19 protein-coding genes are annotated in these 19978 nt (G+C 40.9%); 12 read left to right on the top strand and 7 right to left on the bottom strand.

Annotated elements, in window-relative coordinates:
* Nucleotides 1-193: 193 nt before the first annotated feature.
* Nucleotides 194-1051 carry an alpha/beta fold hydrolase gene (locus tag RR876_RS05665; RefSeq protein ID WP_332476937.1) on the bottom strand — a complete coding sequence of 286 codons (858 nt, stop codon included), beginning with the start codon at nucleotides 1049-1051 and terminating at the stop codon, nucleotides 194-196.
* A 125-nt stretch (nucleotides 1052-1176) separates the two neighbouring features.
* Between RR876_RS05665 and RR876_RS05660 the strand changes: the two genes are divergently transcribed.
* Nucleotides 1177-1635, top strand: a complete 459-nt coding sequence (locus RR876_RS05660; RefSeq protein ID WP_332476769.1) for a hypothetical protein — start codon at nucleotides 1177-1179, stop codon at nucleotides 1633-1635.
* A gap of 68 nt (nucleotides 1636-1703) precedes the next feature.
* On the opposite strand, the gene RR876_RS05655 is transcribed toward RR876_RS05660, so the two are convergent.
* Together RR876_RS05655 and brnQ are read right to left on the bottom strand one after the other, a co-directional pair.
* Nucleotides 1704-1940, bottom strand: coding sequence for a hypothetical protein (locus tag RR876_RS05655; protein WP_004696541.1), 237 nt, complete (start codon nucleotides 1938-1940; stop codon nucleotides 1704-1706).
* 493 nt (nucleotides 1941-2433) lie between these two features.
* On the bottom strand, nucleotides 2434-3720 hold the full coding sequence (gene brnQ, locus RR876_RS05650; RefSeq protein WP_332476767.1) for a branched-chain amino acid transport system II carrier protein: 1287 nt from the start codon (nucleotides 3718-3720) through the stop codon (nucleotides 2434-2436).
* 350 nt (nucleotides 3721-4070) lie between these two features.
* Between brnQ and map the strand changes: the two genes are divergently transcribed.
* A complete protein-coding gene (gene map, locus RR876_RS05645) occupies nucleotides 4071-4865 on the top strand; it encodes a type I methionyl aminopeptidase (protein WP_114837234.1) in 795 nt (264 codons plus the stop codon).
* Nucleotides 4866-5167: 302 nt separating this feature from the next.
* On the opposite strand, the gene RR876_RS05640 is transcribed toward map, so the two are convergent.
* Together RR876_RS05640 and RR876_RS05635 are read right to left on the bottom strand one after the other, a co-directional pair.
* Nucleotides 5168-6076, bottom strand: a complete 909-nt coding sequence (locus RR876_RS05640) for a LysR family transcriptional regulator (protein WP_332476766.1) — start codon at nucleotides 6074-6076, stop codon at nucleotides 5168-5170.
* A gap of 97 nt (nucleotides 6077-6173) precedes the next feature.
* Complete coding sequence (locus RR876_RS05635) at nucleotides 6174-6620, bottom strand: phosphohydrolase (protein ID WP_332476765.1); 447 nt, start codon at nucleotides 6618-6620, stop codon at nucleotides 6174-6176.
* Between the two features lie 62 nt (nucleotides 6621-6682).
* Here RR876_RS05635 and RR876_RS05630 point away from each other — a divergent pair, with 62 nt between their 5' ends.
* The gene (locus tag RR876_RS05630) at nucleotides 6683-7009 is read left to right on the top strand and encodes a hypothetical protein (RefSeq protein WP_332476764.1); all 327 of its coding nucleotides are present in this window, start codon (nucleotides 6683-6685) and stop codon (nucleotides 7007-7009) included.
* Between the two features lie 59 nt (nucleotides 7010-7068).
* Here RR876_RS05630 and glnG read toward each other — a convergent pair whose 3' ends face one another.
* Entirely contained in the window at nucleotides 7069-8550 is a 1482-nt protein-coding gene (gene glnG, locus RR876_RS05625; protein ID WP_126037009.1) for a nitrogen regulation protein NR(I), read from the bottom strand.
* Nucleotides 8537-9646 (bottom strand): nitrogen regulation protein NR(II), encoded by a 1110-nt coding sequence (gene glnL / locus RR876_RS05620; protein ID WP_004696555.1) that lies wholly within the window; start codon nucleotides 9644-9646, stop codon nucleotides 8537-8539. The genes glnG and glnL overlap by 14 nt, the downstream gene beginning before the upstream one ends.
* A 351-nt stretch (nucleotides 9647-9997) precedes the next feature.
* On the opposite strand from glnL, the gene rimO reads away from it, so the two are divergent.
* From rimO to RR876_RS05575, 9 genes are all read left to right on the top strand, one after another.
* On the top strand, nucleotides 9998-11341 hold the full coding sequence (gene rimO / locus RR876_RS05615; RefSeq protein ID WP_004696556.1) for a 30S ribosomal protein S12 methylthiotransferase RimO: 1344 nt from the start codon (nucleotides 9998-10000) through the stop codon (nucleotides 11339-11341).
* Between the two features lie 43 nt (nucleotides 11342-11384).
* Nucleotides 11385-12113 (top strand): UMP kinase, encoded by a 729-nt coding sequence (gene pyrH, locus RR876_RS05610; RefSeq protein ID WP_004696558.1) that lies wholly within the window; start codon nucleotides 11385-11387, stop codon nucleotides 12111-12113.
* Nucleotides 12114-12192: 79 nt separating this feature from the next.
* Complete coding sequence (gene frr, locus RR876_RS05605; protein ID WP_004981941.1) at nucleotides 12193-12747, top strand: ribosome recycling factor; 555 nt, start codon at nucleotides 12193-12195, stop codon at nucleotides 12745-12747.
* A gap of 8 nt (nucleotides 12748-12755) precedes the next feature.
* A complete protein-coding gene (uppS, locus tag RR876_RS05600) occupies nucleotides 12756-13508 on the top strand; it encodes a polyprenyl diphosphate synthase (RefSeq protein WP_004696563.1) in 753 nt (250 codons plus the stop codon).
* A gap of 3 nt (nucleotides 13509-13511) precedes the next feature.
* Nucleotides 13512-14336, top strand: coding sequence for a CDP-archaeol synthase (locus RR876_RS05595; RefSeq protein WP_004981939.1), 825 nt, complete (start codon nucleotides 13512-13514; stop codon nucleotides 14334-14336).
* Nucleotides 14337-15533: a 1-deoxy-D-xylulose-5-phosphate reductoisomerase gene (gene ispC, locus RR876_RS05590; protein WP_332476763.1), complete on the top strand. Its 1197-nt coding sequence runs from the start codon at nucleotides 14337-14339 to the stop codon at nucleotides 15531-15533. It begins immediately after the preceding gene.
* 2 nt (nucleotides 15534-15535) lie between these two features.
* Complete coding sequence (gene rseP, locus RR876_RS05585; RefSeq protein WP_332476762.1) at nucleotides 15536-16891, top strand: RIP metalloprotease RseP; 1356 nt, start codon at nucleotides 15536-15538, stop codon at nucleotides 16889-16891.
* A gap of 45 nt (nucleotides 16892-16936) precedes the next feature.
* Entirely contained in the window at nucleotides 16937-19450 is a 2514-nt protein-coding gene (gene bamA / locus RR876_RS05580) for an outer membrane protein assembly factor BamA (RefSeq protein ID WP_087012351.1), read from the top strand.
* A 33-nt stretch (nucleotides 19451-19483) separates the two neighbouring features.
* Complete coding sequence (locus tag RR876_RS05575; RefSeq protein ID WP_332476761.1) at nucleotides 19484-19978, top strand: OmpH family outer membrane protein; 495 nt, start codon at nucleotides 19484-19486, stop codon at nucleotides 19976-19978.

The raw sequence follows: 19978 nt of genomic DNA, 5'->3' as shown, positions 1-19978 counted from the left end.
CGATAGACATCACATGAACTATGACTTAATAAAAATTCGTGGTGGAAATATAATATTTATTTATCGATTAATGAAATTAAATTTATCAATAGTGTTGGTTTTTATTTGAAAGCTGCAATTTTGCGGTGAAAATAAAGCCAGTCAAGCTAGTGCTGCTTGAACTGGCGATAGGCTTTGCTTGATATGTGTCGCCTTAAGATGAAAGCTGGGCTGCAATTTCAGGCCATAAGTTTTGATGGGAACGCTTAAACATCGCCATATGACCAATGGCTTTGTGGCCATAAGCCTGTGGTTTGAGTTCAATTTGATCTGTTTGTGCATTTGGGTAAAGGCTGAGTAAGCCTTTGACATTCACTTGCGTAGCAATTTCATCATCCGATGCCCAAATGGCTGTGATTGGACAGCGAATATCACGGTGGAAGTCATCTTGTACTGTTTTGCCTAAGGCATTAATTACATAACCAGGTTTGCTGCAAAACTGTGCCCAATCGCGTGCCACATCTTTAGGTAGGTTTTCGCCCATGCCAATGGCATTGGTCGGTCCATAACCTAAGGTATAACGTGCAATAGGAAAGATCAGTTTAAACATCACAGGAGCGAGGAGTTTGGTACGACCTTTCAAGTCTTTTACGTGTCCGGTTGAGCCTGCAACGGCAACGACTTTTGCGACTTTTTCATAGTTTGGGTTAATGCCTAAAAGTTGCCCGCCTGCACTATGACCGAGCAAGATCACTTGTGTTGCTTGGGTCTTATTCAATAGCACCTCCATCGCCGCTGGAATGTCTAATTGCCCCCATTGTACGATGCTGGCTTTCGATTTTTTAAGTGGTTCATGCAGAGACTCACCAATGCCGCGAAAGTCAAAAACCAAAACGGCATAGCCTTGTTCTGCAAGCCATGATGCAAAATGATGGTAAAACTGTTGGGTAATACCTGTTGCAGGGCAGATTAAAACAGGCAGGGCTTGTTGTATACCTTGGGCTGCATAAAAGCGCCCACTGAGTGAATAATGGTCAGAGCAGGTGAAGACTAAAGTTTCGTAATTTTGCATAATCGGTTTAAGCATTTTAATTTGTTTCTACTCTACCTAAGTTCCAAAAAGAAACTTGTCTAATCTATGACTTTGAAGTCAAGTAGATCTGTATAAAATAGAGTGAAAATAAAAAGGGAAAACACATGCAGTTTGTTGAATTAGATATGTCGGTAAAATTTGCACTTTTATTTAGTGGGATTTTTCTGTTTGTTGGGATGCTGACAGGGGTATGGAAATATGCGCAAATTCGCCATTCACCACAGTTTCGCGCGCACTATTATGTTGATATCGCACACCGCAGCAGTTTGTTATATGCACCTGCAAGTTTAATCATTGCGGTAATGGCCGAAATTTCTGTCTGGCCTGAACCTGTGAATATGCTGTTTGTGGGAATCAATTTATTCTTTTTTAGCTTCTCTATACTGAGCTATATCGTGCATGGGGTATTGCAAGACACCAATAACCAATTTCGTAGTCCGCATGTTTTAGGCAAATGGACTTTACCCAAATCAATCATGCTGATGGCAATGATGGCATTGGTTGTGGGGGAAATTGTGGCGACGTTGGGCTTGTTGTGGGGAATGTTTTTAGGTTTATTTTAAGTTGTTCTTATAGCTTTTTTAATTTTTATACTTTTACAAAGGTGGATGACTAATCATCCACCTGTTTGCTAGTCAATTGACTGTGTGGCCTTTCGGAATTTTTGATCGACGACTGCCCATAAATAAAAGGCAAATGATACGACGATAGCGTAAGCAAAATATTCAGCTTTAAGGTTACCTTGAATTAAGCCATGCATGATCATAATGACCATCAGGGCAATGGTGGTACTTAAATACGTCACCATATTCTTGTTTGCCTTCAGAGCGTTAATGAAGACTTGCTTGTTGAAATGTAATGATAACATCTCCATCCCTCCTTGAGTTTTTGACTAAAAACCAATGTGTTTAGTCGGATTAGTTCTTAATGTTGTACTGCTAAAACTTGCGTTGATCAAGAGCAAAAACAACTATTTTTCAGAGAAATTATGCTATACCCATTAGAAAATATGTATGTAGCATTTTTTTAGTGAATAAATAGTATTTCGTTACTGTATAAGATGACAAATAAATGATGCATGTAAGCTTATACATAGTATGTATAAAGCAATATTGATGCCATGAATGGCTTGCTAGGACAGGCTTTAAAGAATTTTTTATTTTCTAATATTAAATTTATAAGAGATATGAAGGTGTTGATATACGACTTTAGCGGTGTATATGAAATGTGTCAGTATGTACAAAAACTGATGTAGAAAGAAATGAAACAATATGTGTCCATTTGGATAAAATGTGACAAATATTGATCATGCTTAAAATCAGGTTTGGGTAAAACCAGACTTTAACAACATCAGTTTTTGCTTACTTTTTCACTTTGTCGATTACAACGGCAATTACAAAAACCACCAATGATGGGATAAGCCATGCAAGGTTTTGTTCTGAAAGAGGTAAGTGAGTCAGCGCATAAGGCAGTTCAAAGTTTGCAACTTTTAAACCGTCTAGAAGACCAAAGACCAAAGACACTGCTGTAACAGGTGCAATCACTCGGCGAGGATGATTAAAGAATTTCCAGCCAAAGCTCAGCATAATCACCACAATTGCAGGTGGATAAATTGCACTTAAAACAGGCACAGAAAAGGCGATGAGTTTGGTTAAACCTAAGTTTGAAATAATGAAAGAGAAACCAATCAGAATGAAAACCCAAACTTTATAGCCAATTTTAGTGATCGAACTGAAATATTCAGCACAAGCACAGGTCAGGCCAATCGCAGTGACCATACACGCAATAAAAATCATGGCAGAAAGGAAGATAGAACCTAAGTCACCAAATGCATGTTGAACATATGCATGCAGGATCACTGCGCCATTGCTCGCATTTGCTGCGACTTCATGGCTTCCAAGGCCAAGTTTAAATAAGCTGAGGTAAACTACAGTTAAACCAATACCAGAAATGATACTTGCAATAACCGCATAACGTGTAATCAGTTTAGGGTTGCTGACACCGCGTGAACGAATTGCTTGAATAATTACAATACCAAAAACCAAAGCACCTAAAGTGTCCATGGTCAAGTAACCATTTACAAAACCTTCAGAAACAGGGCTGTCGACATAATTATTGATGGCTGGCGGAACAAAACCAGTTGGAATCATCATCGCCGCAATGCCAAGGATGGCCAAAGATAAAATCTTTAGTGGCGAGAGTACATAGCCAACCGTGTCTAAAATCTTGTTTGGATACAGTGAAATGAGGGTGACTACACTAAAGTAGATTGCACTGTAGATAAGCAAGCTGCTGCTTGATGTTCCAAGATAAGATGAAAAACCAATTTCATAAGAAACGGTTGCAGTACGTGGTGTCGCAAAGAGTGGCCCGACAGTTAGGTAACACGTAATGGTTAAAATGAGGCTGGCTATTTTACCCAAAGGTGAACTTAAAATTTGAATCGAACCTTCGACACGTGACAGCGCAATAATGGTGATTACAGGTAAGCCTACAGCAGTGATTAAGAAACCAAAAGCTGCTAGCCAAACATGCTCACCCGCTTGTTGAGCCACAATCGGTGGAAAGATAATGTTGCCCGCACCAATGAAGAGTGCGAAAGTCATAAAACCCAAAGCAACAATATCCCGAGTACGCAGACTTGTCATAAAAGGGAGATCGAGTTGAACAAAGGGGACGATTTTAGTGCATATGTGTTTTTTTGGCTAATTTATTTCATGGGTAGTATTAAATTTTTTTATAAGATGAAAAGTGAATATATCAACTTGTAAAAAATAGGTTGATATATGTAATTGATTATCCATTTTAAAATATAAAAATTATAAATATGAAAAGCTTGAGTTACTGTTTTTTCTAAATTAAAAGTTGTAGTGCAAATGCTTTAAAATTACACAAATTTTTTAAAGGCTGGCTGTTGGAGGCTACCTTAAGATTTAAGTTTGAACAAAAATATTGAGAAAAGGTCTATACTTGCGACTTCATAATTGAGGATATTTCAATGCGTGGCTTAAATGTGAGCATAAAAACTGAACAAGATGTAGAAAAACTTCGTATATCTGGTCGTTTGGCTGCCGAAGTTTTAGCGATGATTGGTGAGCATGTAAAGCCGGGTGTCACGACTGAATATCTAGATGATATTTGTCATGACTTCATTGTAAATACCTTAAAAGTGACGCCTGCCAATATTGGTTATCATGGCTATACCAAAACCACCTGTATTTCTCCAAATGAAGTGGTCTGTCACGGTATTCCATCGCCGAATGTTGTACTCAAAGATGGCGATATTATTAATATTGATGTGGCGATTATTAAAGATGGCTACTTTGGTGATACCAGTCGTATGTACTACGTGGGTACAGTGAAACCAGAAGCTAAAAAGCTAGTTGATACGACTTATGAGGCGATGGTTGCAGGCATTCATGCTGTGAAGCAAGGTGCAACGCTTGGTGATATTGGTTATGCCATTCAAACAGTTGCGCACCGTGAAGGTTATAGTGTGGTACGCGAGTATTGTGGTCATGGTATCGGCAAGGTTTATCACGAACAGCCAAGCGTATTGCACTATGGTCAACCAGGTAAGGGGATGCAGCTTAAAGCGGGCATGGTGTTTACGATTGAGCCGATGATTAATATGGGCAAAGCGCATGTCAAAGAACTTAAGGATGGTTGGACAGTCGTAACTGCAGATAAGTCTTTAACTGCGCAGTGGGAGCATATGGTACTCGTGACTGAAACAGGTTTTGAATTACTATCACCTTGGCCTGAAGGCACGGGCACTTATCCAGAAATTTAAGTTGATGTTTTGTCTGTGGTTAAATTTTAGACTTTGGTCTAGCTTTGAGACCTAAAAGCTAAATTAAGTCTTAAAAGCAATAACTGATATTTCTGAAACCCTTTATTTGTCGCATTTTATATATTTTTTGATTAAAACTTATACGTGTAAGCTATTGGTCTAGACTTCATTTTGTCACTAAAATTGATTCTAAGATACTCGCTGTAGTTTCTTATTTTGAAAGTTTATGAGCTTATCCACCTCGGTTAAGCTCTTTTTTTTGTCTGATAGATTTACTCAATGTGATTGAGCATGTGTGGGGTTTAAAGTGCTTTATTTGAGCTAAGATGTTCAATTAAATAATCAATAAACACACGGACAGCAGGCAATAAACCACGACGTGAAGGATACACCGCATGAAAAATACCGTGTGGTGCTTTCCAGTCGGGCAGTACACGAACCAGTTCACCACTTTTCACCATATCTTGTACAATGCTGTCTGGAAGTAAGGCAATGCCGCAGTTTTTGCGGACCAGTTGAGCCAACATACTCAAATCAGAGCCCATCACTACAGGATTGACGCGTATTTTCTTTTGTTGCTGCGCATCATTATGCACGATGATATGTTGATCTAAATGCTCATCAACCATACTCAGTATATGATGTTGGCTTAAATCTTCAGGTTGTTTTAGTTCACCAAATTCATTCAAGTAGGCTTGGCTGGCAAATAAATGCTGCTCGATATTTTCAAATTTACGAATTACCAAACTTGGATCATCGTCTAGATTGGAGCGAACCCGCAGTGCGATATCAAAACCTTCGTTAATAATATCCACACGGCGATTGGTCACCATCATTTGTACTTTAATTTCGGGATAGGTTTTTAAGAAACTCGGTAAAATACGCGCAATTTCGTTTTGCGCAATCGATACAGGCAAGCTGAGTTTAATGACACCACGCGGTTGTAAACTGAGATGATCGACCAAATCGTGTGCGGCTTGTGCAGCATTCATCATCACTTGCGCATGACGGTAAATGTTCATGCCAATATCGGTCACTGCGAAATGGCGAGAGCTGCGTTGAATTAGGCGTACACCTAAGCGCTCTTCGAGGTTGTACACGCGTCGACTGAGTTTGGATTTGGGAATATCTGTTGCGCGTTCGGCTGCGCTAAAACCACCATGTTCAACCACTTGAGCAAAACAATAAAAATCATCTAAATCGCTTAACATTCACGATGTCCATTTGTGCAACGATAGGCTTAATTAAAAAGTGATCGTTGCAGTTTGTCAATTTTGAAATTGTAGAGATTCAATTGAAAATACTCAGTTATTCAAAGGGTTTCACTGATTTTTTAGCTTGTTTAAGTATTTCAAGCACTACTTTATATTCTTCAAACCGTGCAAAGTCACGTGCTGTTGGGTTGTTGATGCGCGTAAGGTTCATATTGTCGAGTACATCGACATATTTTACTTGGGTTGCAAGAGGGTTTAATGCAGTGCGCTTGGCCGCTTCCAAACGTGATTCACCTGTTTGTTTGGTCAGTGCTTGTATGGCTTGAATGATCTCGGCACTAAAGCCAAGCGCTTCTAAGTCTTCAGCAGTCGTTGAGGTGTCTTCCAAAATGTCATGCAACATAGCAATGATTTGTAGGGTGGGATTGGAAAATTGCAACATGAGACGCAGTGGATGCAAGATGTAAGGTTGTCCGCCCTTATCGAGTTGCCCTGCATGGTGGGTTGCAGCCAGTGCAATGGCTTTTTCTAAAGTCGACATGATTATTCTAGGTACTTTATCCTATGCTAAACTTCGCAGCATCTTTGTTTAAAAACTAAATTATGACTTATCAATTGATCCCACTAGACTGCGAAGCGACAGATCCTGTAGCGTGTCCGCACTGCCAACAACAGGTAATTGATTGGTCACAGGAACAATACGTTCAGCCTTGTGAACATACCTTATTTATTGCGATGGATATTGGCTTTGAATATATCACAGATGAATTTGAAGCGACCATGCAGCGCAGTGTTGATGATCTCCATGCACATGATGATCAAGTCATTATGTTTGAGGAGTTAACTCAAGCCAGTTACCAAAATTTTATCATGTTAAAAGCACCACTTGGTGTTGAAGGCTATTCACGCTATTTAGGCTTTAAGGCTTAATAAATAAAAGCGCCATTGCGGCGCTTTTAATTTGAGTTGGCTATCACGTAGAATCTGCTTTAGTTTTCTAAAACTTCTTCTTCACTTTCATCGTCTGCGGTATCCATACCCAGTTCTTTGAGTTTACGCGTAAGGGTGTTGCGCCCCCAACCGAGCAACTCAGCCGCATGCCGTTTACGGCCACGGGTTTGTTGCAGCGCAGCAATGATCAATGTGCGTTCGAACATTGGGGTGGCGATATCGAGAATTTTCATCTCGCCGTTTTTCAGCTTTTGCACAGCCCATTGACCCAATAACTCGTCCCAATGATGCACCGCAATGCGATCTAAGTTATGCGCGGCCTGTGCATCTTCACCTGAACGGGTAATTGGAATTTGCTTCAGTTCTGACGGAAGGTCTTCAGGATAAACTTCACGCCCTGTAATCATGACTGTTAACCAGCGGCAGGTATTCTCGAGTTGACGTACGTTTCCTTGCCAAGGTAACTGTTGCATATATTCTTGCGTTTCAGGGCGAAGGATTTTAGGGCTTACACCTAATTCTTTGCCTGCGCGTGCTAAGAAGTGCTGCGCCAACATCGGGATGTCTTCGCTACGATGCGCCAGTTTTGGGATGTGAATACGAATCACGTTCAGACGGTGATATAAGTCTTCACGGAAGCGACCATCATGTACCAATTTTTCTAAGTCTTGGTGCGTTGCTGCGACAATGCGTACATCCACTTTTACCGGGATATGCCCGCCGACGCGATAGAACTCGCCATCAGCCAGCACACGCAGTAAACGTGTTTGTGTTTCAAACGGCATATCGCCAATTTCATCTAAAAACAGTGTTCCGCCATTGGCTTGTTCAAAGCGACCTTGGCGCTGCGTATTTGCCCCTGTAAAGGCACCTTTCTCATGACCAAAAAGCTCTGTTTCAATCAGGTCTTTTGGAATCGCGGCCATGTTGAGCGCAATAAAAGGTTTGCTGCTCCGTGGTGAGTGGCGGTGTAGCGCATGTGCAACCAACTCTTTACCTGTACCAGATTCACCATTAATTAACACTGTAATGTGCGATTGAGACAAACGACCAATCGCACGGAAAACTTCCTGCATAGCAGGAGACTCGCCAATGATTTCGGTTGATTGAATCGGTGGTACCGTTTTTGCCGATTCTTGCTGCTGCATTTTGGTAATGTGCAAAATCGCACGATTTACTAAAGCTAAGGCTTCATCAATGTCAAAAGGTTTAGGTAAATACTCAAATGCACCTGTTTGATAACTTGAAACAGCAGACTCTAAGTCGGAGTGGGCCGTCATAATAATGACAGGTAGGTCAGGGTAGTTGGCTTTGACTTTCGCTAAAAAAGTTAATCCATCGATGCCGGGCATGCGAATATCAGTCAAAATCACATCGGGTGCATCTAAACTGAGCTGGTCTAGGGCGGATTGAGCTTCTTCAAAACTTGTGACGTCAAAACCTTCTTCTTTGAACGTTTTTTCCAGCACCCAGCGCATGGCGCGATCGTCATCAATTACCCATATTTTATTTCGCGACATGGTTTAACTCCCAAGGTATATATAAGCTAAAAGTAGTTTTTCCGGGAACAGATTGGCATTCAATCATTCCGTTATGTTGATGCATAATATTTTGCGCAATACTTAAACCCAGTCCTGTGCCTTTAGCACGACCCGTGACCAGTGGGTAAAATACGGATTCTAAAATTTCTTCTGGAACGCCTGGACCATTGTCTTCGATATCAATCCGTACTACGGAGCGTTGCAGTACACCATTGATGGTCACTAAACGTTGAATACGGGTACGTAACATTAGTTCAGGTTGATGGTCGACAAAGAACTCTTTATTTTCAGTCATAGCTTGCACTGCATTGACGCTAATGTTCAACATGACTTGTATCAGTTGATCACGATCAGCCATCACTTCAGGTAATGACAAATCATAATCACGGGTGATCTTAATTTTCTTTTTGGTTTGGTTGGTTATGAGTGAGCGAACACGCTCTAAAGGCTCATGTACATTGACCAATTCATAGCTTGGGAGCTGACGAGAACCAAGCATGGTGTCTGCTAAATTACGTAAGCGATCAACTTCACTAATAATAATGTCGGTGAACTCGCTATATTGCGGATCATTGAGGCTACGCGCTAACAGTTGTGTAGCGCCGCGAATCCCGCCCAACGGATTTTTAATTTCATGTGCAACACCGCGAATGAGTTGGCGTGCGACCTGATGTTGTTGTAAAAAATTTTCTTCCTTAGAAATTTTGAGCATCCGATCAATCGGATTGATCTCAATTAAAAGCAAAGGATGATAGGGTTTATTTGAATTTAGCTGTGACACGGTATAGTCAACATGAATATCTTTAAAGTTGACCTTTATAATGGCTTCACGACGGGTGTAGTGTTGTCCCGAGTTTAAAGTATTGAGAAGTGCTTCTTCTGTATTGAACTCATCATTGGGTGCATGGAGTAAATTAAGCGCAGGTTGGCCAGAGGCACGTAAAAGACTGATATCAAATAATGCTTCGCAAGAGGAATTTAAGTAAAAAATATTTAATTTACTGTCGACCAATAGAATCGCAGTGGTCAAATTGTCCACTAAAAGGCGATAGTCGATAGAAATAGGGTGATCCATTAGCGAATGTATCCTGTATTAAAATAGCGCAATGGCATCTTGATAAAGCATTAATCGTTCCAAATAGCGGACTGAATTGATGCAAATGAAGCAAAATGCACGCCAACTTTGATTTTGTGTAGTGAAATGAGCACACTTTTTTTGCGGAATGCGCTGTAATTGAACGATTAGCTAAAGATATAGCGGATTCTAAAAATCAAGTAAACCGAAAGCGACTTAAAATGGTGCGTTATGTTAATTCTACTACAGTGTTGGTTTTATTTTGGTGCATTAAACAAAGAGTGTGGAATCGATCTGTTTTTATAAACAGAAAAGACATACAATACGCGCATTCTAGTGGAGCGCAGATTCATGAAATCCCCCAAAGTCGGTTTTGTTTCTTTAGGTTGTCCTAAGGCATTGGTTGATTCCGAACGAATTTTAACTCAGTTGAAGACTGAAGGTTATGATGTAGCATCAGATTATGATGGTGCGGATTTAGTTGTTGTAAATACCTGTGGTTTTATTGAATCTGCAGTGCAAGAGTCTTTAGATGCCATTGGCGAAGCCATGAGTGCGAACGGTCGTGTAATCGTTACGGGCTGCCTAGGTAAAGACGAAGACAAAATTCGCCAAATGCACCCAAATGTCTTAAAAGTGACAGGGGCGGCTGCATATCAAGAAGTGATGGAAGCCGTGCACCAATACGTGCCTGAGCCACCAAAACACAACCCATTTATTGACCTTGTTCCAGAACAAGGGATTCGTTTAACGCCGAAGCATTATGCGTACTTAAAAATCTCAGAAGGGTGCAACCATCGTTGTACCTTCTGCATTATTCCAAGTATGCGTGGTGACTTAGTGTCTCGCCCAGTCGGTTCTGTTTTAGAAGAAGCGGCTGCGCTTAAACGTGCCGGTGTAAAAGAAGTACTCGTTATCTCCCAAGATACTTCTGCTTACGGCCTCGATACCAAATACAAATTAGACTTTTGGAATGGTCAACCTGTTAAGACGAAGTTCTATGACATGTGTGAGGCCTTAGGTCAACTGGGTATTTGGGTGCGTTTGCACTATGTATATCCATATCCACATGTGGATGCAGTGATTGACTTGATGGCACAAGGCAAAATTTTGCCTTATTTGGATATTCCATTCCAACATGCAAGTCCAAAAGTTTTAAAACTGATGAAACGACCTGCGCATAGTGAAAATACACTTGAGCGTTTAAAGCTGTGGCGTGAAAAATGTCCTGACTTGGTGATTCGTTCAACCTTCGTTGTGGGTTTTCCGGGCGAAACTGAAGAAGATTTTGAAATCTTACTTGAGTGGTTAAAAGAAGCACAACTTGATCGCGTAGGCTGCTTTACCTATTCACCTGTTGAAGGTGCAACAGCAAACGATTTGCCAGATCATGTGCCTGAAGAGATTAAGCAACAGCGTTATGAACGTTTTATGGAAGTGCAACAGGCGATTTCTGCTGCAAAACTTCAAAAGCGTGTTGGTCAGAAAATGACGGTGCTGGTCGATGAGCTGGATGAAGAATTCCCAGTTGCGATTGCACGTTCATACGCAGATGCTCCTGAAATTGATGGCAATGTCTTTGTGGAAGATATTGATAAAAGCCAGATTAAATCAGGCGATTTGTTGGAAGTCGAAATTACCGATGCAGATGAATATGATCTGTATGCACAATTGATTTCGATTAAATCAAATTAAGACACAAATAAAATTTTAAAATTTAGATATTGGAGTTATTGCGATGTTGGATTCTAAAAAACCACGTTTTGAACGCATCTTACTGAAACTTTCTGGCGAAGCATTGGCTGGAAATAAAGATATGGGTATTGACGCTCAAGTACTTGATCAAATGTCTTTGGCTATTGCGCACTTAGTAGGTTTGGGTGTGCAAGTCGGGATCGTTGTGGGTGGTGGTAATTTATATCGCGGTAGTCAATTACAAAAAGATGGTTTGGTTGGTCGTGTAACCGGTGACCAAATGGGTATGCTTGCAACCGTGATGAATGGTTTGGCATTACGTGATGCTTTGGTACGCCGTAATATCAAAACTCGTTTGATGTCAGCATTGCCAATTGGTGCTGTGGTTGAATCATACTCAAGCCGTGATGCCATTCGTCATCTAACACAAGGTGAAGTTTGTGTGTTTGTCGCAGGTACAGGTAACCCGTTCTTTACCACAGATACAGCAGCATGCTTACGTGGTATCGAGATTGAAGCCAACCTTATCCTAAAAGCAACGAAAGTTGATGGTGTCTACAACAAAGACCCAAGCAAATACGATGATGCCGTTAAATATGACACCTTAACTTTTGACCAAGTGTTAGATGAGAAATTGGGTGTGATGGATTTAACAGCGATTTGCTTGTGTCGTGACCACAATGTGCCGCTTCAAGTCTTTGACATGAATAAAGCAGGTTCATTGCTTTCAGTGGTTATGGGTGAAAAAGAGGGTACTCACGTAACGAACTAATGTACGTGACCTCGAAAGCTCTTTATACTACACGCTATTTTAGAATTTATATCTTTTCGAATTAAGTAAGGAAGATCACATGATTAACGATCTTAAAAAAGACGCAGAAGACCGTATGAATAAGTCACTTGACTCGTTAGAACACGGTTTTGCCAAGGTTCGTACAGGACGTGCGCATCCATCTATCTTAAACGGGGTAATGGTTCCTTACTATGGCTCAGATGTGCCATTAAACCAAGTGGCAAACGTGGGTGTTGAAGACTCGCGTACATTGTTGATTCAGCCATTTGAGCGCACCATGGTTGCGGCAATTGATAAAGCCATCCGTGAATCAGATTTGGGTTTAAACCCGATTACGGCTGATGCGATCCGTGTTCCAATGGCTGCATTGACGGAAGAAACACGCCGTGACATGCAAAAAGTGGCGCGTAACGAAGCTGAAAATGCAAAAGTTGCAGTACGTAATATTCGCCGTGATGTACTGGGCGACATCAAAGCATTGTTGAAAGAAAAAGAAATTTCTGAAGATGATGAACGTCGTGCATCTGATGATATTCAAAAAATCACAGATAAGTTTGTTGCTGAAATCGACAAACGTCTTGCGAATAAAGAAGCTGAGTTGTTGAAGGTCTAATTTGTATAATGACCGATTCAGAAGATAAGCTTACTCTTCCAAAACATGTTGCCATCATCATGGATGGCAACAATCGTTTTGCCAAAAAAAATGCAATGCAAAAGGGCGATGGTCACCGTGAAGGAAAAAATGTCCTGGACCCGATTGTTGAGCATTGTCGAAAAAGAAATATTCAAGCATTAACCGTTTTTGCTTTTTCGAGTGAAAATTGGAAGCGCCCTCAAGCTGAAGTTGATTTGCTCATGAAGCTGTTGGAAGACACGATTCATGAACAGCTGCCTCGTATGCATCAATATCAAATGTCCTTACGTTTTATTGGTGATCGTTCTAAATTATCTCCGCAATTGCGTGACTTAATGTTGCATGCTGAACAAGACACTGCTAATTTCGACAAGATGACTTTGACCATCGCAATTAGTTACGGTGGGATGTGGGATATGGCGCATGCGGCTAAGCAGATTGCACTTGCTGTTCAATCTCAAGCGTTAGATCCTGAGCAAATTGATGAACATATTTTTGGCCAATACGTAAGTTTGAGTGATTTACCCGCTGTGGATCTATTGATTCGTACAGGTGGGGATTTTCGTTTATCGAACTTTATGTTGTGGCAAGCAGCTTATGCAGAGCTTTACTTCACTCCAACTCTTTGGCCAGAGTTCAGTGTAGAAGAGTTTGATGACGCCTTGGCTGTATTTGGTGGGCGTGAACGTCGTTTCGGGAAAACGACGGAACAAATTCTACAAGATAAAATTGAGAACTAATAAATGTTAGAGCGGATTATAACCGCATTGGTTTTGGTGGCCGTTGTACTGAGTTGTATGTTTGCAACCCAGTCACACTATCCAATGTTTGTGCTGATGATTATTGCGGCAGGGGTTGCAGGCTATGAGTGGTTTAAGCTCATGCCCCGTACAACAAAAAATGTTAATAAACCTCTAGCGTGGGGTTTTGGTTTATTAAGTGCTGGCCTTGCTACACTTGCTTTATACTTTAACGATATTGCACTTCTACTTTGGGCTGCCTCTATCTTATGTTGGTTGCTAAGTCTATATTGGGTTAAATCCTATCCGAATTATGATGCTTGGTATAATTCAACCCTTAAGGTGGTTGGTATTGTTCTGATCTCTTCAGCTGTGACCGCTATTTTTGCACTCTGGAAGATGTCTCCATGGTGGTTAATGTACCTGTTTTTATTGGTTTGGGGTGCTGACAGCGGGGCATATTTTGTTGGGCGTAAACTGGGTAAGCGTAAACTTGCACCTGAAGTGAGTCCAAATAAATCGTTGGAAGGTCTCTATGGTGGTGTGATTACGGCCATGATCATCGTGGTTGCTGTTGAAATCTTGTATTTAGACTTAACTTACGCGCAGCATTTATTATTTCTTATTTTATCTGTAGTGACTGTCTTTAGCTCGGTACTCGGTGATTTGTTTGAGTCTATGATTAAACGTCGTGCTGGAATTAAAGACTCAGGTCGTATTTTGCCGGGGCATGGTGGGGTGCTGGATCGTATTGACTCGCTACTGGCTGCTGCACCTATCTTTGCTGCGGGTGTATATGTGTTAAAACTTATTGGCGTAGATTTGTAAATGTCTCAATCTGTTTGTATTTTGGGTGTGACGGGTTCAATTGGGCAGAGCACCTTAAAAATATTGCAACAACATGCTCAACGCTATTCTGTGTTTGCTGTTACGGCACATAGTCGGATGCAAGAACTTGTTGATATTTGTCAGCAATTTCAACCTAAAATTGCAGTTGTACCTCAAGCTAAAGTAGATGAACTGCGCCAGCTTCTAGTCGCAGCCAATTTGCAAAACATTGAAGTTTTGGCGGATGAGGCAGGCCTCATCGCAGTTGCTGAGCATCCAGAAGTAGATGTGGTAATGGCGGCGATTGTTGGCGCGGCTGGTTTAATGCCGACGCTGGCAGCGGTAAAAGCAGGAAAGCGTGTTCTTTTGGCAAATAAAGAAGCGCTAGTGATGTCGGGTGACATCATGATGCAGGCTGCTCATGATAATCAGGCTCTTTTACTTCCTGTGGACTCTGAGCATAATGCAATCTTTCAATGCTTGCCGCAGACCTATTTACAAGCTGAGCGTCACGGACAGCCGAAACTCGGAGTCTCTGGTATTCTTCTGACAGCATCCGGCGGGCCATTTCTAAAACATAGTTTTGATGAATTACAAAATGTAACGCCTGCGCAGGCGTGTAAACATCCTAATTGGTCAATGGGACAGAAAATCTCGGTTGATTCAGCAACCCTCATGAACAAAGGGTTAGAGCTAATTGAAGCTTGTCATCTTTTTTCAATCGAAGAACATTTTGTTACAGTAGTTGTGCATCCGCAGAGTATTATTCATTCCATGGTGCAATATGTGGATGGTTCAACATTGGCGCAAATGGGAAATCCTGATATGTGTACGCCGATTGCACATGCGTTGGCATGGCCTGAGCGTATTCAAACCCATGTTCCAGCTTTAGATTTATTTAAAAATCATCAGTTGGATTTTCAAGCGCCTGATACGCATCGATTCCCCGCATTAAGCTTGGCACGTCAAGCGATGAAAACTGGGGGTACAGCCCCTGCGATTTTAAATGCAGCCAATGAAATTGCGGTTGCTGCATTTTTAAATCAACAGGTGGGGTTTATGGATATTCCTGCTATTGTTGAACACACTTTGAATACCATCCCACATCAAGCAGCAACACAACTTGATGTTATTTTAGAAGCCGATCAAAACGCACGTCATGTTGCTCAGCAATATGTGGTGAATATAGGAATTTAAGCATGAGCGCCTTGTTTATGATTGTTGCGGCAATTTTGCTTTTATGCCCACTTATTGCAATACATGAGTTTGGGCACTATTTTGTTGCGCGTAAATTGGGCGTAAAAGTTTTAGTTTATTCCATTGGTTTTGGACCAACGGTTTTAAAGTGGACCTCTAAAAGGTCAGGTATTCAATATCAGCTTTCGGCATTGCCCTTGGGTGGTTATGTCAAAATGCTGGATGAGCGTGAAGGTGATGTTGCTGAAGAGGATGCACCCAAAGCATTTAATCGTCAGTCACCTTGGAAGCGTATCGCAATTGTTGCCGCTGGCCCATTGATTAACTTGGTATTTGCCATTTTTCTGTTTTGGATTTTGTTTTTGCCTGCACAAGAGCAGTTGAATACACGTGTGGGTAAAGTGCTACCTAATACCCCTGCGGCACAAGTTCAAATGCAAGTGGGCGATAAAATTACCGCTGTTGATGGCTTAACGACACCCACTTGGGAAAAATTGAATTTTGCCTTGGTCGATCGTGTGGGTGAAACGGGATCAATCCAAATTCAGGCCGAACGTGCGGGACAAGTTAAAACGTTTAGTTTACCTATTCAAAAATTTTTGAAAGATCAAACACAGTCTCCGCTTGATGTTCTGGGTTTTACGCCTTATCGACCTAAAATTCCTGCGGTCGTGACTAAGTTGAGCGAAGATGGTGCGGCCATTCGTCAGGGTATGCAGCAAGGTGACAAAATTGTCGCGATTGATGGCATCAAGATGAATGATTGGTTTGATGTGGTTCAAGTGGTTCAAGCCTCACCTGAGAAATTGTTAAAAATTGATGTGCTTCGTCAAAATCAATTAGTACAACTTGAAGTGATGCCGCAAGGTAAGCGTGACAATATGGGCAAGGTTTCTGGTGTCTTAGGTGTACAAAGTGACCCTGGGAAAATCAGTATTCCTACAGAATATAAACAAACGATACAATATAATTCTGCTGAAGCCTTCATGATGGCGGTGGATAAAACCGGTCAACTGTCGAGTATGATTTTGAACTCGATTGTGAAAATGGTGCGCGGTTTGATTGGTCTAGACAACCTATCAGGACCGATCACGATTGCCAAAGTCGCAGGACAAAGTGCGGAAATGGGTTGGCAAACTTTTATCTCATTTATGGCATTGATGAGTGTAAGTTTAGGGATATTAAATTTATTGCCTATTCCTATGCTTGATGGTGGACATTTGGTCTATTATTTTATAGAACTAATACGTGGTAAACCTGTTTCTGAACAAATACAATTGGTTGGTTTAAAAATTGGTATGGTATTGCTCGGAAGTATGATGCTTTTGGCACTATTCAATGATTTTATGCGTTTGTAAAAAAACGTAGATACGGAATTAAATTTTACATCGGAAAAAACTGGCATGCAGCACACACATTTATTTATGCCTTTGGCGCTCATTAGTGCTATGGCAACAGTACAACAAGTATATGCAGCAGAAGATTATATAGTACGTGATATTAAGGTTGATGGACTTGTTCGTTTAACGCCAGCAAATGTCTATGGAATGATTCCGTTGAATAGTGGGGATCGTGTGAGCGATGCAGCACTTGCCAATGCCATTCGTAGTTTATATGCAACAGGTTTGTTTGATGACATTAAAACAGAAAAGCAGGGTGATACGCTGGTTTTCAAAGTTGTCGAACGCCCACTGATTTCTAAAGTTGAATTTAAAGGTAATAAACTCATTCCTAAAGAGGCCTTGGAAGAAGGCTTGAAGAAGATGGGGATTACCGAAGGTGAAGTGCTGAAAAAATCAGCGCTACAAACGGTTGAGTCTGAGCTTGAACAACAGTATATGCAGCAAGGTCGTTATGATGCTGATGTCAAAGTTGTCACAACAGCGAAGCCGAACAATCGTGTAGACCTTACTATTGAGTTTGTTGAAGGTAAGGCTGCAAAAGTTGTAGATATCAATATTATTGGTAATACAGTATTCAAAGAAAGTGAAATTGAGCAAGCATTTGCGGTAAAAGAGAGTGGTTGGACATCCATTATTTCACGTAATGACCGTTATGCACGTGAAAAGATGGCTGCAAGCTTAGAGTCTTTACGTGCACTTTATTTAAACAAAGGCTATATCAATTTTAATATCAATCACTCAAGCTTAAATTTAAGTGAAGATAAAAAAAATATTTTTGTTGAAGTTTCAGTGGATGAAGGCGAACAGTTTAAATTTGGCGAAACCAAATTTTTGGGCGATGCTTTATACACCCCAGCAGAACTGAAAGCTTTACAAATATATAAAGATGGCGATATCTATTCACAAGAAAAAGTGAATGCGGTTAAGCAGTTACTTCTACGTAAATACGGTAATGCGGGTTATTACTATGCAGAAGTAAACGTCGTGCCTCAGATTGATAAAGAAACTCATCTGGTGGATTTAAATTATTATGTGAATCCAGGTCAGCAAGTAACTGTGCGTCGTATTAACTTTACCGGCAACACGAAAACTGCGGATGAAGTATTACGTCGTGAAATGCGCCAAATGGAAGGTGCGCTAGCAAGTAATGAGAAAATTGATTTATCGAAAGTTCGTTTAGAGCGTACAGGTTTCTTTAAAACTGTAGATATCAAACCGGCGCGTGTTCCGAACACAGCCGACCAAGTTGATTTAAACATTAATGTTGAAGAGCAGCACTCGGGTACCAGTACCTTGGCAGTTGGTTTCTCACAAAGTGGTGGTGTAACCTTCCAAGCTGGTTTAAGTCAAACCAATTTCATGGGTACAGGTAACTCGGTTGCAATTGATTTATCCCGCTCAGAAACGCAAGACTATTACAACCTAAGTGTGACGGATCCGTACTTTACGATTGATGGTGTACGTCGTGGTTATAACATGTACTACCGTAAAACCAAGTTGGATGAAGACTATAACGTCAATAATTATGTGACGGATAGTCTTGGTGGTGGTATCAATTTTGGTTATCCAATTGATGAAAACCAAAGCATCAGTGCGGGTTTAAACATCGACCAAACTGAAGTAACCACAGGTCCGTATGTATCGACTTATGTGCGTGATTACTTACTGGCGCATGGCGGTAAGACAAAAAGTACATCGACTTATTGTATGGTGGATTTAGTTCCTGATTCGGAAGGCGTTTATGTTTGCCCAGATGGTCAGACATCTGCTCCTTATGGTTCTGAGTTTACCGGTGACTTCTTAACCTATAACTTAAACTTAGGTTGGTCATATAACACCTTAAACCGTCCAGTGTTCCCAACATCGGGTATGTCGCATCGTATTAATGGTGAAATTGCTTTACCAGGCAGTGATGTTGAATATCAAAAGCTGACTTATGATGCTCAGGCGTACTTCCCGCTTGCGAAAGACTTTGTATTACGTGGCTATGGTAAGTTAGGTTATGGTAATGATTTACCATTCTATAAAAACTTCTATGCAGGTGGTTTTGGTTCGGTACGTGGTTATGATAATAGTACCTTAGGTCCGAAATACCCAGGCGTAACTTATAGTGAATCAAGATCTAAAGATAATGACTATGAGGAAGTAGGTGGTAACGCACTGATCCAATTTGGTACAGAATTGGCTTTGCCTTTGCCATTTAAAGGGGATTGGACGCGTCAGGTTCGCCCAGTTATCTTTGCTGAAGGCGCGCAAGTATTTGATACGCAGTGTGATGTTCCATCTGGTCAGTTATATATGACTGGAAGTAAAACTGATGCAGGTGTGGATGCAAAGCAATACTGTAAAGACAACTTCGGTTTCGAGCTTGATAACATGCGCTATAGCGTGGGTGTAGGCTTTACTTGGATTACGATGATTGGTCCATTGTCTCTCAGCTATGCATATCCATTGAATGATAAAGAAGGCGACGAGACAAAGAACATTCAATTTGAAATCGGTCGTACCTTCTAAGGTCGACCTTTTCTCTACATGAAAGATATAAATATGAAAAAACTTCTTACAGCTTTAACACTTACAGCATTAACTTCTACAGTGGTGAATGCTGCTGGCTATGGTGTGGTGGATCTTGAGCGTGTTGTTGAAAATAGCACCTATTTAAAACAACAAAATTCGAGTTTTCAACAAAAAATTCAACCGCAAAGCACCAAGCTTGATCAACTCAGTAAAGAGCTTCAAGACTTACAACAGCGTTTACAAGCAGGTGATAAGCTGAGCGCTGCGGATAAGCAAAAAATGGTGACTCAGTATCAAACCAAAATGAACGAGTTCAATACTTTGCAGCAAACCATGCAAAGCAGTGTGCAAAGCTCTATTCAGCAAGTACGTACTGTATTTGATGGTCGTGTGAAGCAGGTTGCTGAACAATTGCGTAAAGAAAATCAATTAGATGTTGTTTTGAATAAAAACTCAGCACTTGCCTATGACGCTAAGTATGATTTAACTGATAAAATGATTCAAAAGGTTAACGCAATTAAGTAA

The sequence above is a fragment of the Acinetobacter sp. genome, from assembly GCF_036666595.1.
Lineage (GTDB): Bacteria > Pseudomonadota > Gammaproteobacteria > Pseudomonadales > Moraxellaceae > Acinetobacter.
This window is presented reverse-complemented; position numbering and strand designations above follow the sequence as displayed.

Bases quoted from the DNA above. Each gene is read 5' to 3' on its own strand.
- RR876_RS05665 (WP_332476937.1), bottom strand. From the start codon at position 1,051: ATGCAAAATTACGAAACTTTAGTCTTCACCTGCTCTGACCATTATTCA.
- RR876_RS05660 (WP_332476769.1), top strand. From the start codon at position 1,177: ATGCAGTTTGTTGAATTAGATATGTCGGTAAAATTTGCACTTTTATTT.
- RR876_RS05655 (WP_004696541.1), bottom strand. From the start codon at position 1,940: ATGTTATCATTACATTTCAACAAGCAAGTCTTCATTAACGCTCTGAAG.
- brnQ (WP_332476767.1), bottom strand. From the start codon at position 3,720: ATGACAAGTCTGCGTACTCGGGATATTGTTGCTTTGGGTTTTATGACT.
- map (WP_114837234.1), top strand. From the start codon at position 4,071: ATGCGTGGCTTAAATGTGAGCATAAAAACTGAACAAGATGTAGAAAAA.
- RR876_RS05640 (WP_332476766.1), bottom strand. From the start codon at position 6,076: ATGTTAAGCGATTTAGATGATTTTTATTGTTTTGCTCAAGTGGTTGAA.
- RR876_RS05635 (WP_332476765.1), bottom strand. From the start codon at position 6,620: ATGTCGACTTTAGAAAAAGCCATTGCACTGGCTGCAACCCACCATGCA.
- RR876_RS05630 (WP_332476764.1), top strand. From the start codon at position 6,683: ATGACTTATCAATTGATCCCACTAGACTGCGAAGCGACAGATCCTGTA.
- glnG (WP_126037009.1), bottom strand. From the start codon at position 8,550: ATGTCGCGAAATAAAATATGGGTAATTGATGACGATCGCGCCATGCGC.
- glnL (WP_004696555.1), bottom strand. From the start codon at position 9,646: ATGGATCACCCTATTTCTATCGACTATCGCCTTTTAGTGGACAATTTG.
- rimO (WP_004696556.1), top strand. From the start codon at position 9,998: ATGAAATCCCCCAAAGTCGGTTTTGTTTCTTTAGGTTGTCCTAAGGCA.
- pyrH (WP_004696558.1), top strand. From the start codon at position 11,385: ATGTTGGATTCTAAAAAACCACGTTTTGAACGCATCTTACTGAAACTT.
- frr (WP_004981941.1), top strand. From the start codon at position 12,193: ATGATTAACGATCTTAAAAAAGACGCAGAAGACCGTATGAATAAGTCA.
- uppS (WP_004696563.1), top strand. From the start codon at position 12,756: ATGACCGATTCAGAAGATAAGCTTACTCTTCCAAAACATGTTGCCATC.
- RR876_RS05595 (WP_004981939.1), top strand. From the start codon at position 13,512: ATGTTAGAGCGGATTATAACCGCATTGGTTTTGGTGGCCGTTGTACTG.
- ispC (WP_332476763.1), top strand. From the start codon at position 14,337: ATGTCTCAATCTGTTTGTATTTTGGGTGTGACGGGTTCAATTGGGCAG.
- rseP (WP_332476762.1), top strand. From the start codon at position 15,536: ATGAGCGCCTTGTTTATGATTGTTGCGGCAATTTTGCTTTTATGCCCA.
- bamA (WP_087012351.1), top strand. From the start codon at position 16,937: ATGCAGCACACACATTTATTTATGCCTTTGGCGCTCATTAGTGCTATG.
- RR876_RS05575 (WP_332476761.1), top strand. From the start codon at position 19,484: ATGAAAAAACTTCTTACAGCTTTAACACTTACAGCATTAACTTCTACA.